The following is a 14,313-nucleotide window of genomic DNA, read 5'->3' as shown; positions in this document are numbered from 1 at the left end:
GGGTCTTTATTTCGCAGCGGATCGTGAATTCGTGGCCGGTCAGAAGCTCTTGAGCTTGTAGAGACCGGTCACGTCCTCATCCCAATCGTTGTAGTAGTGTTCAAGGCAGACCTCGGCCGGGGTCTTGCCGCGATCGACGATTTCCTGAAGCGGGCCGAGAAAGCCGGTCTCATCGTCGCCGATCGAATTGAGCTGCCCGCGGGCGGCAAGGCCGGAGCGCGCGATCGACAGGACTTCGCCCGCGATATCCTGAAGCGTGCCGCCGCCCGGGATTGGCGCCCGAAGGCCCATTTCCGGCACCGAATCGCGCAGCGTCTCACGCTCTGCCATGGTCCAGTCCTTCACCACGTCCCACGCCGCGTTCAATGCGGTCTGGTCGTAAAGCAGGCCGACCCAGAATGCGGGCAGGGCACAGATCCGGTTCCACGGGCCGCCATCGGCCCCGCGCATTTCGAGGAAACTTTTCAGGCGCACTTCGGGAAAGGCCGTCGAAAGGTGATCCTGCCAGTCGCTTTCGGTCGGCAACTGGCCGGGAAGCGCGGGCAGTTCGCCCTTCATGAAGTCGCGGAACGACTGGCCCGCCGCGTCGATGTATTTCCCGTCGCGGAAGACGAAATACATCGGCACGTCGAGCATGTAGTCGACATAACGCTCATAACCGAAGCCGTCCTCGAACACGAAGGGCAGCATGCCCGTGCGATCGGGGTCGGTGTCGGACCAGATGTGGCTGCGGAAAGAAAGGAACCCGTTGGGCTTGCCCTCGGTAAACGGCGAGTTCGCGAAAAGCGCGGTCGCCAGCGGCTGTAGCGCAAGACCGACGCGGAACTTCTGCGCCATGTCCGCCTCGCTCGAATAGTCGAGGTTCACTTGGATCGTGCAGGTCCGCAGCATCATGTCGAGGCCGAGATTGCCGACCTTGGGCATGTAGTTCGACATGATGCCATAGCGGCCCTTGGGCATCATCGGCAGTTCTTCGCGGGTCTTGTCGGGCCACATGCCCGCGCCGATGAAGCCGACGCCGAACTTTTCGCCGATGGCCTTCACCTGAGTCAGGTGCCGTCCGGTCTCTGCGCAAGTCTGGTGAATGTTCACCAGCGGCGCGCCCGAAAGCTCCAGCTGGCCCGCCGGCTCAAGGCTGACGGTGCCGTCCGGACCGGCCATCGCGATGACCTTTCCGTTCTCCTCGACAGGGGACCAGCCATATTCGGTGAGCGCCATGAGAATGTCGCGGATGCCGCCCGGTTCGTCATAGCTGGGCGCGTGATAGTCAGCCTTGGAATAGACGAACTTTTCGTGCTCGGTACCGATGCGATAGTCGGCGACGGGCTTTTCGCCCTTTTCCATCGGCCGGACAAGTTGGTCGCGGCTTTCGATCAGCGGGTCGGCCTTGGCGGACTGGGTACGGGTAGACATGGCGCGCGAATTAGGGTGCCGAGGCCGGTGATGCCAGCGAAATTTCGCCTCAGCTCTGCGCGGCCCAATCTCCCATCGCGCCCATCCACAACGCCGTTGCCGCGATCGCGGCCGTTTCGGCGCGCAGGATACGCGGACCCAGCGTGACCGGACGGGCCTGCAAGAACCCGCGAACCTCCTCGCGCTCGGCATCGTCGAACCCGCCTTCTGGGCCGATCAGCAGGCCTGCGGGCGGCAGACGTTCGGCAAAGGCGGTGGCCGCGGACGGGGCATCGCCCATCTCGTCCGCGAACCACAGGACGGCGTCTTCGGGCCAGTCGCGGATCAGGTGCGAAAGGCTGACAGGGGCGAAAATTTTTGGCAGGGCCGTGCGGGCGCATTGCTCCGCCGCTTCGGTAACGACGGATCTTGCCCGTTCCATATTCAGCGAATCGGCAACGCAGCGGCGCGTGACGACGGGCCGGATCTTTGCGACGCCGAGTTCGGTCGCCTTTTCCAGCACCTGATCGAACCGGGGCTTTTTCAAAAGCGCGGGGCAAAGCGTGAAGTCCGGCACGTCTTCGCGGGTTCGCAGCAACTCCACCGGGTCGAGCACGACTTCGCGCTTGCCAGCGGAGATGACGCGGGCGGCCCATTCGCCGGTCGCGTCATCGCACAGGATCACCGCGTCACCTTCGCCCACCCGCATGACGCGCGAGAGGTAGTGCGCTTGCGGTCCGTCCAGTACGCGCTGATCGCCCGCGGCCAGCGGGCAATCGACGAAGAGCCGCGGCGCGCTGCGCGGGGGCCAGGCCGGGGTCGCGCCCATCAGCTTTGCAACACCGCGCGCGTGGCGATGTAGGGCGCGAAAAGCTGCGGCGCTTCGCCTTCGGGTTCGAAATCTTCGAACAGGTCGGTCATCATGAAGCCAGCCGCCATCTGCCCGGCAAGCTGCGTTTCCAGCGTGTGGCTGAACGAAGCGGTGTGATCGCGCGCAAGAAGCAGGTCCAGTTCCTCCTTCGGAAGATCGAAATCGGAATAGGGCAGCTTGTGCCGGGGCACCAGTTCACCGCGCTCCCACGGCTCCAAGTCGAAGATGAACACTTCGAGTTTGGTAATGCCGACCAGCAGGACGCCGCCGGGGCGCAGCACGCGGGCGCATTCTCTCCAGACCGGCACCACTTCGGGCGCGTAGGAGTTGGAGCAAGGGTGGAATATCAGGTCGAAGCTGTCGTCGTCCAGCGCCGACAGGTCGTGCATGTAACCCTGGACGGTACGGACCGACAGGCCTTCGCGGTCGGCCACCATGCGATCGGCGGCATGCTGCGCGTCGGAGGCATCGAAGCTTGTGACATTCGCACCCGCCGCGGCAAAGATGGGCACTTGCTGCCCGCCGCCCGATGCGAGGCCGAGGACATCCTTGCCCACGATATCGCCGAACCAGCTGCGCGGGACGGGCTTCAAAGGGGTCAGCACGACTTCCCAATCGCCCTTGCGGGCGCGCGCGATCGTCTCGCTGTCGAAAGGACGGGTCCAGATGTCGGCCTCTGCGGCGCGGCGGTTCCAGCCTTCTCGGTTGAGTTCGTTGACGTTCATGGCCCGCTTCCTAGACCAAGCCTGCATCGCGGCAAAGTCCGCGCTTGCGGCAAAGACGCGGGTGCTGGCGCGGCGCGGGAAGGGGCGCTAGACCGGGGTCATGACGGCTACTGCAACTCCCGACACACAGTATCGCGGCCTCGTCGGAAGGCTTCCGGCTTCGCTGCGGCCCTATGCCCTGCTGGGCCGGTTCGATCGCCCGATCGGCTGGTGGCTGCTGTTCTGGCCTTGCGCATGGGGCGTGTGGCTGGCGGGCGGCGCGGGGCGGTGGTCGCTGGTCCTGTGGCTCCTGCTCGGTTCGATCGCGATGCGGGCGGCGGGATGCGTCTACAACGACATTCTCGACCGCGATCTTGATAAACAGGTCGCCCGCACGGCGGCGCGGCCTCTGGCCAGCGGGGCAGTATCGCTGAAGAAGGCATGGGCATGGCTGCTCCTGCTCTGCCTCGTCGGGCTGATCGTCCTGTTGCAGCTGCGCTGGGAGGCGCAGGTGGTCGCGCTGGCCAGCATCCTGCCGGTTGCCGCCTACCCGATGATGAAGCGGATCACATGGTGGCCGCAGGCGTGGCTGGGCCTCGTGTTCAGCTGGGGCGCTCTCGTCGGTTGGGTCGAGGTATCCGGCAGCAACCTGGCGGTTCTGGCCGCGCTTTATGCAGGGGCCATCTGCTGGGTCATCGGATACGACACGATCTACGCGCTTCAGGACCGGGAGGACGATGCGCTGGTCGGAGTACGCTCCAGCGCAAGGGCGCTGGGCAGCAAGGTGAAGCCGGGGGTCGCCAGTTTCTATATCGCGGCGGTGGCGTTTTGGGCGTTGTCGCTCTGGCTTCTGCGCGGCGACTGGCTGGCGCTGCTGGCGCTACTTCCGGCGGCGGGGCACCTGTTGTGGCAAGTGGCGACGTTGGACCCTGATGATGGCGACAATGCGCTGGCCCGGTTCCGGTCCAACCGCATGGCGGGTTTCCTGGTCGCGTTGGCCTGTCTCGTCGTCGGCAATGCCGGTCTTTAATGGCGGGCCGGTAAGACCATGTGCAACCTCTACCGCATGACCAAGCCTGCGGACGAGGTCGCAAGGATGTTCGGCGTTGAGGCTCCGGCCCCCGGCAATGCGGGCGGAGAGGTCTATCCCGGCTATCCGGGCTGGGTCGTTGCCGACGGGCGGATTAGCAGCATGGCATGGGGCTTTCCATTGGTTCTGAAGGGCAAGAAGGGCCAGCCGTTAAAGCCCAAGCCCGTCAACAATGCGCGGACCGACAAGCTTGGCTCTCCCTTCTGGCGCCATGCCTTTGAAAATGGCCGCTGCCTGATTCCGGTGGAAGCCTTTGCCGAAGCGGCGGGGGAAAAGGGGGCCAAGACGCGCAGCTGGTTCTCCGTGCCCGGCCAGCCGGTTTTCGCGGCGGCCGGGCTGTGGCGTAATTCGGCCGAGTTCGGGCCGTGCTACACGATGGTGATGACGCAGGCCTGCGCCGATATCGGCGACCTGCATGACAGGATGCCGGTGATACTCACGCAAGAGGAAGCGGCGCGCTGGGTGGAAACGTCCAGCCGGGATGAGGCGCTCTCGCTCTGCCGTCCCTGGCCGCACGGTCTTTGCGTGGAACATACGGCACAAGCATGGACGCGATCTTCCGCAGCCAGCCGGTAACTTGCTTGGCCGAGAGATAGGGCGGCACGGCAAAGGGCGGGCGCTCGGCAAATTCAGGCATAGCTGATGACCTCCCACTCGATCCCGTCCCAATCGAAGAAATAGAACCGGCGGCCCGGTTCGTAATCGCCGTGATTGAACGGCGTAAGACCGGCTTCGACGACAACCTTTTCGGCGGCGTCGATGTCGTCCACTTCGAGCCCGATGTGGTTGAGCGGCTCACCCTTCGCGAAATCGCCCGCGATCCCGCCCTTGGGGGTGTAGAGCGCGACGTAAGTCCTGTCGGAGCCGAAATGGATGGAATGGCCGCCATTGAGTGAAGGCCCCTCCCAGCGCTTGTGCCATCCGCACAGCTTTTCCAGCAGGCCTGACAGGCGTGGTCCATCGGACGTGGTGATGTTGACGTGTTCGATCCGGGCGACTGCGTTCATGTGTCTGGTTCCTTCATTGCTTCGTCGTGCGGTGATCATGTGCGAATCACTGCTTGCCCTATCCTGCAACCTCAAGCTAACTTGAGGTCAAGCTTTGAAATTTGCGAAAAAACGGGTGCTGCATGGTGGATGGTAACCAGTTGATATCGATAGGGACTCTTGCCAAGCGCACCGGCGTAGCGGTGTCGGCGCTGCGTTATTACGAAACGAAGGGTTTGCTGACTTCGCTGCGCACCAGCGGCAATCAACGCCGCTTTCTGCGCTCCGACATTCGCCGCATCAGCTTTATCCTGATCGCGCAGAGGTTGGGTTTGGGCCTGACCGAGATCGAACGCGAACTGGCGGCACTACCCCAAGGGCGCACGCCGACGGTGAAGGACTGGCAAAATCTCAGCCGCTCGATCCGCAGCCAGCTGGACGCGAAGATCGAGCTACTGACGAAGACGCGCAACCGGCTCGACGGGTGTATCGGCTGCGGCTGCCTGTCGCTAACCAGGTGCAAGCTCTACAACCCCGAAGACCGGGCCGGGGCCGCAGGGCCGGGGCCGCGTTTCGTGCTGGGATCAGCGGGGTAGGGCGGAGTAGTCGACCGCGTCGATGCTCTGCAGCACGGCTTCGCGAAGGGCGCGTGCCTCTGCGACAGGAAGCCCGCGAAACAGCAGGACGCCTCCCGCAAGGCCGAAATGCAACGTGGCATAACCGCGAAGCCGGGCGATAGGCCCCTGCACGATCTGCGCGGACTGCAACCGCACGCGCGGCGCGGTGATCGTGCGCGGCGACAGCAGCCCCGCGCGCGCATGGACCCGATCGGGATCGAGCGCGTGGCGGTGGCGCAAGTACCCGGTCAGTGCCGAGAAGGCGAGAATCAGAAACAGGATCGCGGGTATCGCGACCGGGGTCCAGCGCTGCAGCCAGATCGCGACCGCAATCGCGGCGATGGCGAGCGGCAGCGAAAGCAGAGCGCGATCGATCCAGTATGCGCGGCTGGTCCGGTGCCATTCGACGTCGCCGGGCAGCGGGATGCCGGCCTCTCTCGCGATGGCGGCGATTTCGTCCCAGCGAGCGAAGGGCGCGACGTCGTGGCTGGCCTTGCCGCCATCGCTGGCCAGCGAAATGAACGACAGCGCATGCCAGCCCAGCAGGCGCCTGATGACGCCGGTGTCGGTTGCCACGGCCTGAACACGGTGGCGCGGCATGACGACGTCGGTTCGGGTGAAAAGGCCGCGCCGGCGGCGGAAACCCTTGTCGGTCCGATCCAGCCGAAAGCCATAATCGCGCAGCAACGTCTTTACCACGCCGCTGACGATGCCGACGACGATCACGGTCAGAACCGCGATTATGGCGCTGCCGATCTGTCCGATCCGCCCCAGCGTGCGGATGCGTTCGCCCTGTTCGGAAAACAGCGTTTCCCAGAAATCGCGGTCCCAGATGCTGATTGGAAGCAGGAAATCGAGCTGATCGACCAGCGCGAACAGGACTGCGAATATGACCAGGCTGAAGCTGAAGACGCCCGATAGCAGCACGCGTTTGAGGTCCATCGCGAAGATAGGAACGGCCTCCGCCTCCGCTTCTACTTCCGCAATGGTCTCTGCCGACGGGGCCTCGTCCCGCCGCGCACGAACCAGATCGCGCAGGCGCGCGCCCTCTTCCTTGGTCAGGAAGGCCAGCGTCAGGTCATCCTTGCCCCCCGCACCGGTTTCGAAGCGCACCTCGACCAGGCCGAACAGGCGCGAAAGCAGCGTTTCGGACAGGCTGACGTCCTGAATTCTTTCGTAGGGGACCGATCGTGCCTGCCGTGACAACACGCCGCTTTCGACGCGGATGTCCTCTGCCCCCGTGCGATAACGCCGGAAATACCACTTCAACCATGCCGTGAAGGGCGGAAGGACAAATATCGCGACGATCAGCAAGGGAATGGCGAAGCCCGGCACGTTTTCGCGCGTGGCAAGGCCGATCATCACGGCGATGGCGGGCACGATGCCCTTGCGCAGGTCGCTCAGCGCACCGACCAGCACGCCGATGGAATCGGTGCGGCGAAACTCCTCTGTCAGGGGCGGTTCGGTCACATCGTGTCGCGGCGGATGCGCGCCGCGATCGCCTCGCGCACGTCGATCGCGGTTTCGCGGGACAGGCCGGGCACCGAGACAGAGGCATTGTGCGTGCCCGCGGTATGCACGACCAGCGTGGCGAGCCCGAACCAGCGTTCGACCAGCCCTTCCTTCACGTCGATATGCTGAACCCGCCCGAATGGCACGACGGTGTCGGACCGGCGGAACCAGCCTTTCACGTAACGTAGCCGGTCCATCGTCGTCGAATACCCCTTGCGGCGATAGCGCCTTCTGGGCAGCGGAAAGGTGAATAGCGCCGTCACCAACAGGGCTGGCACGATGATCAGGCCGGTCGGTAACCCGACGACAAGTTCCACCACCACGGCACCGATCAATATCGGCACCATGCCCAGCAGCGCCTCTATCCGCAGCACGGTGATGTGGCGGGGATCGAGCAGCGTCAGGTCTTCGTTCTGTTCGTTCATCACTCTGCCGCGAGCAGTTCCTCTGCCCCGCCCAGATCGACGCTGACGAGGCGGCTTACGCCCTGTTCCACCATGGTGACGCCGAACAGGCGGTGCATCCTGCTCATCGTCACGGCATTGTGCGTGACGATCAGGTAACGCGTGTCGGTCTGCTTGCTCATCGCGTCGAGCAGGTCGCAGAACCGCTCGATATTCGCATCGTCAAGCGGCGCGTCCACTTCGTCCAGCACGCAGATCGGCGCCGGATTGGTCAGGAACAGCGCAAAGATCAGGGCAACCGCGGTCAGCGCCTGTTCGCCGCCCGACAGAAGGGTCAGCGATTGCAGCTTCTTGCCCGGCGGTTGGGCATAGATTTCAAGACCGGCCTCCAGCGGATCGTCGCTGTCGATCAGGGCAAGATGCGCCTGACCGCCGCCGAACAGAGTGGTGAACAGGCTCTGGAAATGAGTGTCGACCGCCTCGAACGCGGCGCGCAGGCGTTCGCGCCCTTCGCGGTTGAGGCTGCCGATCGAACCGCGCAGCCGGTGGACCGCCTCGGCCAGCTCCTGCTGTTCGGTCAGGCTCGCGCCGTGTTCTGCCTCCGCCTCGGCCAGTTCGTCGGCGGCGACGAGGTTCACGGGACCCAGCCGTTCGCGCTGGGCGATCAGCCGCTCGGCATCTTCGCCTTCCGCCTCTGCTCCGCGCACGGTGGCGGATTCGAATGCGAGCCGTTCGGGAAGCAGCGGGGGCGGGCACTGGAACCGGTCGCCCGACTGGCGCGCCATTTCGGTGCGGCGGGCCTCTTCGCTTTCGGCGCGGGCGGCGGCACCGGCGCGGGCTTCGCGGGCATTGGCCAGCGCCTCGTTCGCGGCGGTGAAGGCGGTATCGGCCTGCTTTCCCGCCGCATCGGCAGCGGCATGGGCGGCTTCCGCCTCGGTCAGTTCGCCGGCCAGCCTGTCGCGCGCCTTTTCGGCCAGTTCGATCTCGCGCATCAGCGCTTCGGGCCGGGCGGCGGTGACGGCGCGTTCTTGCTCGATCTCCTCGCGGCGGCGGGTCATGTCGGCAAGCCGCCGGGCCGCATCGCCCGCCCGCGCTTCCCAACTCTTCATGTCGCCTTGCAGTGCCTTCGTCCGTTCGCGTCCGACGGCCAGGGCCTGATCGAGCGAGGCGAGCTGAGCCATTGCGGATTGCAGGGACGTTCGCGCAGTATCGTTCCGGTTGCGCGCGGATTCGAGCGCGGCCTGCTGCGCCGAGGGATCGGGCAGGGCGCGGCGGCGTTCTTCGGCCTGCATCACGTCCTGCTGCGCGGCGGCGAGGCGGGTGTGCAGGTCTTCGAGTCGCTCGGTCAGCTCCTCGCGCGCACGGGCATGGCGTTCGACCGCGTTTTCCGCCTGATCGCGGGCACGCAGGGCGGCGCGTTCCTCTTCCGATGCGGTATTGACCGCGCGTTCGGCGGCGATGCGGGCGTCGGTGGCGACGGACAGCTGTTCGTTCGCGGCCTCGACCTCCGCCGTTGCGGCATCGGCCTCTTCGCGCAGCGCGGGCAGCTGCGCGGCCAGAGCCTCTAGCCGGTTCGCCGCTTCCAGCCGGGCTGCCTCGGCCGCGCCTTCGCCGCGCGCGACGAAACCGTCCCAGCGGCGCAGAGCTCCGGCCTTTGTCACCAGCCATTCGCCGGGTGCGAGCGCCTGGCCCTCATCGGCCTCGACCACGCGCACCATGGCGAGACGGGCGTGCAGTTCTTCGGGCGCGTCGCGAACGTGGGCGGCAAGACTGTCGGCAATGGGTTCGGGCGCGTCGGCGCCGGTCCAGAACCGGCCGTCCTGCCCCTGTTCGGGTCGACCCAACGGCGCGGCGGCGTCCCGGCCCAGCGCCGCGGCCAGTGCCCGTTCATAGCCCGGTGCAGCCTTTACGGCGTCGATCGCGCGGCGGCGGCCCTTGCTGCCCTTGTCGGCCTTTTCCCGTGCGCGACGGTCGCGTTCGAGCGCATCATGCTCTCGCTCCACCCCGGCCAGTTCGGCCTTGGCGGCCGCGAGCGCGCTGGCCGCTTCGTCGCGGCGGGTCGAAACTGCCTCGCGGTCGGCGCGTGCCTTGTCCAGCGCATCGCGCGCTGACGCGACCGCAGCTTCCGCCTTGCCGCAACGGGCCTGCGCGCCCTGCAGCGCCAGATCGAGTTCGCGCGCATCGCCCAGCGCCGCATCCTGCGCCTCGCGCGCGGTCAATTCCTGTTCGAGCCGGGCGAGCGCCCCGCGCGCCTGCCCGACGGCTGCCTCGGCCACGCGCCAGTCTGCCTCCACCCGCGCCAGTTCCGCAGTCGCCTGCGCCAGCGCGAGTTCGCCCGCACGCTGGGCGCGTTCGGCATTGTCCTGTTCGTCGACCAGCGAGGGACGCCGTTTCTCGTCCTCGGCCAGCCGCAATTCCGCCGCGCGCACGTCGCGTTCGAGCCGGGACAGCGCCTCTGCCGCGTCCTTTGTCGTCCGGTTGGCATCGCCTTCGTCGGCATCGAGCCGGGCGCGTTGACGGTCGAGGTCGGCGAGTTTCTCTTCTGCCGACTCCAGCTTGCCGGTCAGCACGGCGAGCATGTTGGCCTGAGCGTTCAGATCGTCGCGGCGGTCGGCCATTTCCTCGCGCGCCTTGGCGAGCGCTTCGGCCGCGGCACGTTGGTTGGCTTGCGCTTCGTTCGTCGCTGCCTGATGGGTCTGCACCGCGTCTTCGGCGGCCTTGGCCTGCTTGTGCGCGGTATCGGCGGCTGCGGCGGCCTCGCGCCACTTGGCATAGAGCACACGCGCTTCGGCAGTGCGGATCTGGGCGGACAGTTCCTTGTACTTCTCTGCCGCGCGGGCCTGCCGTTTCAGCGACCCGATACGCGTGTCGAGCTGCGCGAGAATGTCGTCCAGCCGGGCAAGGTTCGTCTCGGTCGCGCGCAGTTTCTGTTCCGCGTCCTTGCGGCGCACGTGAAGGCCCGCGATCCCGGCGGCTTCTTCCAGCATCTGGCGGCGTTCGGCAGGCTTTGCCGCGATGACGGCGGCGATGCGCCCCTGGCTGACGAGGGCGGGGCTGTGTGCGCCCGTCGCGGCATCGGCAAAGACCAGTGCCACGTCCTTGGCGCGCACGTCACTTCCGTTGAGGCGATAGGCCGACCCTGCGCCGCGTTCAATGCGGCGGGTGACTTCCATTTCCTGTCCCGCATCGGTTTCGGCCAGCAGGACGACTTCGGCGAATGATCGCGCCTTACGGCTCTCGGTCCCGGCGAAGATCACGTCTTCCATGCCGCTGCCGCGCATGGACTTCGCGCTGGATTCGCCCATGACCCAGCGGATCGCTTCGAGAAGGTTGGACTTGCCGCAGCCGTTCGGCCCGACAACGCCGGTAAGCCCCGGTTCGATTAGCAGGTCGGCAGGCTCGACAAAGCTTTTGAAGCCCGAGAGTCGAAGCCTGCGAAACTGCATCAGGCCCTCCGCGGGCCCTGATCAGGCCGGAGCCGCGCCATTACCGCGCGCCGGCCCGCTGCAGGGCGGCCTCGACCTCCGGCCAGGTCAGGCCGTCGATCTTGGTGTTGTTGATCAGGAAAGTCGGCGTACCGGTAATGTTGTACTGGGTGCTCGCCTCGCTGGTCGCGTTGGCAAGCGCCTCTGCCTCCGCCCCCTTCGAAAGGCAGTCGTTGCCCTGGTCGATGCTGACCCCGCGTGCGGCGAAGAACTCGGTCAGCCCGGTCAGCTGGCCCAGGTTCACGAAACGCTGGTCAGACGGGGCGCTCACGGCCTGCTGATAGGCACCTTCGCCGCCATTGCGGATCGAATCGAAGAACTGCTGCTGATTCTCGAACACCTGGCCGGTCAGCGCGAAGTAGCTTTCAGGTGCCGAACAACGCGTCAGCATCGCACCGGTGATGTCGATGGGATCGCGCACGAAGTTGCGGAATTCGAAGCTGACCCGGCCCGAATCGACGTAGTCGCTTACCAGCTCTCGCTCTGCGCTTTCGTAGAATTCGGCGCAGTGGGGGCAGGTCAGCGACGCGAATTCGACCAGCTTGATCGGCGCATCGGGGTTGCCCATCAGATAGCCGCCCTGTTCGGTCTTGGTCACGACCTCGGACCATTGCTGCCCTTCGGGAGCGGCAACCGTTTCGACCGGTTCGCCTGAAGGGCCGGTCCCGGCGGTGGCTGCCGTGTCGTCTTCGCCGCCGCAGGCGGAGAGAGCCAGCGCCAGTGGCGCGGTCATCAGGGCAAGGGCGATGCGATGGGAAAGGCGGGTCATGACTACGTAAAAGCTCCTTTGACGGGGCAGGCTAGCCCAGCGGACGGGCATATCGGGAGACTGGCGCGCGTGTTTTGCACAGCCGCGATGGATTCGCGGCCTACCAAACGCGGGTTACAGCCTCAGGTCGAGCTGGAATTTCAGGCTTTGCCAGTCGCTTGTGCCGGCAAGCAGCACATCGTCGACCGCGAAGCTGGGCGTGCCGCGCACGCCGAGATCGACGTAAGATTTCGTCTTTTCGGCAAGGGCAGCGGCCATCGCTTCGTCGGCAAGGCACTTGTCGACCTCGGCCCGCTGGTAACCCAGCGTGCGCATCATGTCGTAAAACCCTGCATCCTGAGCGATGGCGCGGCGGCGCGCGGTGTAGCTGCCGCTGTCATAGCGGTTGCGCTGCGCCTGTGTGGCCTTCACCAGTTTGCCCAGCCAATTGCGCTGTTCACGCATGAAGAGCGAATGGTTGCGGTTGAACTTCGTGGCAGCCCCGCAATTGGTCAGCATCGCGGCGGTAAGGTCGAAGGGATCGCGCACGAGGTGCCGGACCACGATCTGTAGCTTGTCGGTCGAGGCATAGACGCTGCGCAGGGCTTCGCCGCCTTCTTCTTCGAAATGGGCGCAGTGCGGGCACGTGTAGCTGACGTATTCGGTTAGCTTGGTCGCACCTTTGCCGATCACGTGCACGCCCGGCTGCGGGTTCGACACGGGCTGCGCCAGGGCGGGCGCAGCGATCGTCATGATCAGGACCGCGAAAGCACCTGCAAGGCGGGACAATACCGAATTCACCTGAAGATTTCCCCGTTCACTGCTTTTCGTTCTGATTGCCCATGGAGCGGGCCAGAGATTCCAGCACCGTTCGCAATTCCGGATCGCCGATGTCGCGCAACGAATTGCCCAGTTCCATCGGAATCGGTTTCAGCGAAGGCGGCGGCTTCGCCCTTTCCTCAGCATGGGCCGGCTTAACCTGTCCTTGCCGCATCCGTACCTTGGCCACCGCGCGATAGCCGAAAAAGCGGTTCACCCGCTCGATTATCTCGGGGATCACGTGCTGGATGATCGGGGCATGGGCGGGCGTGACGACGAGGTTCAGGGTGCCCTCCGACTTTTCGCCCGCGGGAAAGCGGATCGATTCGGGGGCAGAGACCTTGGCATGGTGGGGCCCGACGATTTCGGGCCAGCGGGTCACGACGCTCGACTGGACGAAGCCGAAACGGCGGAAAGCGGTGCGCCCGACTTGCGGCATGAGGTCGGAAATCGCCTTCGCCTCTCCTCCGCGCGGACGTTCGTACGGCTTCGCCTTGGGCTTTGCCGCCTTTGCGCCAGCTTTCTTCGCCGGCTTCCTTTCGTCGTCGCTTTTCATCCTGCGCGTCGCCATGCCATAGGCCGCCTCGTGAAAGCCAGCGACAAGATCGACGATGCGGCAGGCCGACTGCTCGCGTGGTATGACGGACACGCCCGGACCCTGCCATGGCGCGTGCCGCCGGGCAGTGGTCAGGCGCCCGATCCCTACCGCGTGTGGCTGTCCGAAGTTATGCTTCAACAGACGACCGTGGCGGCGGTAAAAAGCTATTTCGAAAAGTTCACGCAGAGCTGGCCGACGGTCGAAGACCTGGCTTCGGCGGACGATGCCGATGTCCTGTCGGCGTGGGCGGGGCTGGGGTATTATGCCCGGGCGCGCAACCTGATTGCCAGTGCCCGTGAGGTCGCGGCGCGGGGCGGCATTTTTCCCGATACCGAGGAAGGCCTTCGCGAGCTGCCGGGCATCGGCGCTTATACGTCCGCCGCGATCGCCGCGATTGCGTTCGGCCGCCGTGCGGTGGTGGTCGATGCCAATGTCGAACGCGTGATCGCGCGGCTGTTCTCGATTACCGAGCCCTTGCCGGGATCGAAGGACGCGATCCGCGCCGCCGCCGACACGATCACACCCGACGAACGCGCGGGCGATTTTGCGCAGGCGATGATGGACCTCGGCGCGACGATCTGTACCTCGCGCGATCCCAGGTGCCTGCTCTGCCCGCTGTCCGACATGTGCACCGCCAGGCAGACGGGAATCGCGGCGGATCTGCCGCGCAAGACGCCGAAGAAGGCCCGTCCGGTGCGGAGCGGGACGGCGTTCTGGATCGAAAACGATGGCCACGTCCTCTTGGTAAAGCGCGAGGGGAAGGGGATGCTGGCCGGAATGCGTGCGCTTCCCGATGACGGGTGGAGCGCGAGAGCGAGCGGGAACGGGGAGCCGCCGCTTGCGGCAGAGTGGAGCAGGGTGGACGGCGTTGTCGGCCACGGATTCACGCATTTCCTGCTCGAACTGTCGGTCCATCGCTGCGAGGTGAGTGACCGCGTGGCGGAAGGCGAATGGTGGCCCGTCGACCGGATCGAGGAAGCGGGCCTGCCGACGCTGTTCGCCAAGGCGGCGAAGCTGGTTCTGGCGACCTGACGATTACGCGCGTTGCGCGGTTGCCTGCGCGCTTCTAAGCCAAGCGCATCAGGAG

The 14,313-nt window shown here is 65.7% G+C and carries 14 protein-coding genes; 4 read left to right on the top strand and 10 right to left on the bottom strand.

What is annotated here, in order from left to right; genetic code table 11:
• Positions 1 to 39 precede the first annotated feature (39 nt).
• From FAX90_RS14560 to FAX90_RS14550, 3 genes are read right to left on the bottom strand one after another with little or no spacing between them, the layout of a single operon-like run.
• Positions 40 to 1,413: a glutamate--cysteine ligase gene (locus FAX90_RS14560; protein WP_144098144.1), complete on the bottom strand. Its 1,374-nt coding sequence runs from the start codon at positions 1,411 to 1,413 to the stop codon at positions 40 to 42.
• Positions 1,414 to 1,462: 49 nt separating this feature from the next.
• Entirely contained in the window at positions 1,463 to 2,221 is a 759-nt protein-coding gene (locus FAX90_RS14555) for a 16S rRNA (uracil(1498)-N(3))-methyltransferase (RefSeq protein ID WP_144098143.1), read from the bottom strand.
• Positions 2,221 to 2,988, bottom strand: coding sequence for a class I SAM-dependent methyltransferase (locus tag FAX90_RS14550; RefSeq protein ID WP_144098142.1), 768 nt, complete (start codon positions 2,986 to 2,988; stop codon positions 2,221 to 2,223). The genes FAX90_RS14555 and FAX90_RS14550 overlap by 1 nt, the downstream gene beginning before the upstream one ends.
• A 100-nt stretch (positions 2,989 to 3,088) precedes the next feature.
• On the opposite strand from FAX90_RS14550, the gene ubiA reads away from it, so the two are divergent.
• Both ubiA and FAX90_RS14540 read left to right on the top strand, forming a co-directional pair.
• Entirely contained in the window at positions 3,089 to 3,997 is a 909-nt protein-coding gene (ubiA, locus tag FAX90_RS14545; RefSeq protein WP_144098141.1) for a 4-hydroxybenzoate octaprenyltransferase, read from the top strand.
• An 18-nt stretch (positions 3,998 to 4,015) separates the two neighbouring features.
• Complete coding sequence (locus FAX90_RS14540; protein ID WP_144098140.1) at positions 4,016 to 4,633, top strand: SOS response-associated peptidase; 618 nt, start codon at positions 4,016 to 4,018, stop codon at positions 4,631 to 4,633.
• 53 nt (positions 4,634 to 4,686) lie between these two features.
• Here FAX90_RS14540 and FAX90_RS14535 read toward each other — a convergent pair whose 3' ends face one another.
• On the bottom strand, positions 4,687 to 5,064 hold the full coding sequence (locus FAX90_RS14535) for a VOC family protein (RefSeq protein ID WP_144098139.1): 378 nt from the start codon (positions 5,062 to 5,064) through the stop codon (positions 4,687 to 4,689).
• Positions 5,065 to 5,186: 122 nt separating this feature from the next.
• On the opposite strand from FAX90_RS14535, the gene soxR reads away from it, so the two are divergent.
• Entirely contained in the window at positions 5,187 to 5,639 is a 453-nt protein-coding gene (soxR, locus tag FAX90_RS14530) for a redox-sensitive transcriptional activator SoxR (protein ID WP_144098138.1), read from the top strand.
• Here the strand turns inward: soxR and FAX90_RS14525 are convergent.
• From FAX90_RS14525 to FAX90_RS14500, 6 genes are all read right to left on the bottom strand, one after another.
• A complete protein-coding gene (locus tag FAX90_RS14525) occupies positions 5,628 to 7,130 on the bottom strand; it encodes a PH domain-containing protein (RefSeq protein WP_144098137.1) in 1,503 nt (500 codons plus the stop codon). The genes soxR and FAX90_RS14525 overlap by 12 nt on opposite strands.
• On the bottom strand, positions 7,127 to 7,597 hold the full coding sequence (locus FAX90_RS14520; protein ID WP_144098136.1) for a PH domain-containing protein: 471 nt from the start codon (positions 7,595 to 7,597) through the stop codon (positions 7,127 to 7,129). The genes FAX90_RS14525 and FAX90_RS14520 overlap by 4 nt, the downstream gene beginning before the upstream one ends.
• The gene (gene smc / locus FAX90_RS14515) at positions 7,597 to 11,022 is read right to left on the bottom strand and encodes a chromosome segregation protein SMC (protein WP_144098135.1); all 3,426 of its coding nucleotides are present in this window, start codon (positions 11,020 to 11,022) and stop codon (positions 7,597 to 7,599) included. Before smc ends, FAX90_RS14520 begins: the two co-directional genes overlap by 1 nt.
• 40 nt (positions 11,023 to 11,062) lie before the next feature.
• Positions 11,063 to 11,830: a thioredoxin domain-containing protein gene (locus FAX90_RS14510; protein ID WP_144098134.1), complete on the bottom strand. Its 768-nt coding sequence runs from the start codon at positions 11,828 to 11,830 to the stop codon at positions 11,063 to 11,065.
• Between the two features lie 114 nt (positions 11,831 to 11,944).
• Positions 11,945 to 12,610 carry a DsbA family protein gene (locus FAX90_RS14505; RefSeq protein ID WP_144098133.1) on the bottom strand — a complete coding sequence of 222 codons (666 nt, stop codon included), beginning with the start codon at positions 12,608 to 12,610 and terminating at the stop codon, positions 11,945 to 11,947.
• Positions 12,611 to 12,626: 16 nt separating this feature from the next.
• A complete protein-coding gene (locus tag FAX90_RS14500) occupies positions 12,627 to 13,184 on the bottom strand; it encodes a DUF721 domain-containing protein (protein WP_240704927.1) in 558 nt (185 codons plus the stop codon).
• A 30-nt stretch (positions 13,185 to 13,214) separates the two neighbouring features.
• On the opposite strand from FAX90_RS14500, the gene FAX90_RS14495 reads away from it, so the two are divergent.
• On the top strand, positions 13,215 to 14,258 hold the full coding sequence (locus FAX90_RS14495; RefSeq protein ID WP_144098131.1) for an A/G-specific adenine glycosylase: 1,044 nt from the start codon (positions 13,215 to 13,217) through the stop codon (positions 14,256 to 14,258).
• Positions 14,259 to 14,313 lie beyond the last annotated feature (55 nt).

This window comes from Croceicoccus sediminis (genome assembly GCF_007570835.1).
Lineage (GTDB): Bacteria > Pseudomonadota > Alphaproteobacteria > Sphingomonadales > Sphingomonadaceae > Croceicoccus > Croceicoccus sediminis.
The sequence above is the reverse complement of the archived record's forward strand: the minus strand, read 5'-3'. Positions and strand labels throughout refer to the sequence as shown.

What these genes read in the sequence shown, in the direction of transcription:
- smc (WP_144098135.1), bottom strand. Translation starts at nt 11,022, where the DNA reads ATGCAGTTTCGCAGGCTTCGACTCTCGGGCTTCAAAAGCTTTGTCGAG.
- FAX90_RS14555 (WP_144098143.1), bottom strand. Translation starts at nt 2,221, where the DNA reads ATGGGCGCGACCCCGGCCTGGCCCCCGCGCAGCGCGCCGCGGCTCTTC.
- FAX90_RS14550 (WP_144098142.1), bottom strand. Translation starts at nt 2,988, where the DNA reads ATGAACGTCAACGAACTCAACCGAGAAGGCTGGAACCGCCGCGCCGCA.
- FAX90_RS14520 (WP_144098136.1), bottom strand. Translation starts at nt 7,597, where the DNA reads ATGAACGAACAGAACGAAGACCTGACGCTGCTCGATCCCCGCCACATC.
- FAX90_RS14500 (WP_240704927.1), bottom strand. Translation starts at nt 13,184, where the DNA reads ATGAAAAGCGACGACGAAAGGAAGCCGGCGAAGAAAGCTGGCGCAAAG.
- soxR (WP_144098138.1), top strand. Translation starts at nt 5,187, where the DNA reads ATGGTGGATGGTAACCAGTTGATATCGATAGGGACTCTTGCCAAGCGC.
- FAX90_RS14560 (WP_144098144.1), bottom strand. Translation starts at nt 1,413, where the DNA reads ATGTCTACCCGTACCCAGTCCGCCAAGGCCGACCCGCTGATCGAAAGC.
- ubiA (WP_144098141.1), top strand. Translation starts at nt 3,089, where the DNA reads ATGACGGCTACTGCAACTCCCGACACACAGTATCGCGGCCTCGTCGGA.
- FAX90_RS14540 (WP_144098140.1), top strand. Translation starts at nt 4,016, where the DNA reads ATGTGCAACCTCTACCGCATGACCAAGCCTGCGGACGAGGTCGCAAGG.
- FAX90_RS14535 (WP_144098139.1), bottom strand. Translation starts at nt 5,064, where the DNA reads ATGAACGCAGTCGCCCGGATCGAACACGTCAACATCACCACGTCCGAT.
- FAX90_RS14510 (WP_144098134.1), bottom strand. Translation starts at nt 11,830, where the DNA reads ATGACCCGCCTTTCCCATCGCATCGCCCTTGCCCTGATGACCGCGCCA.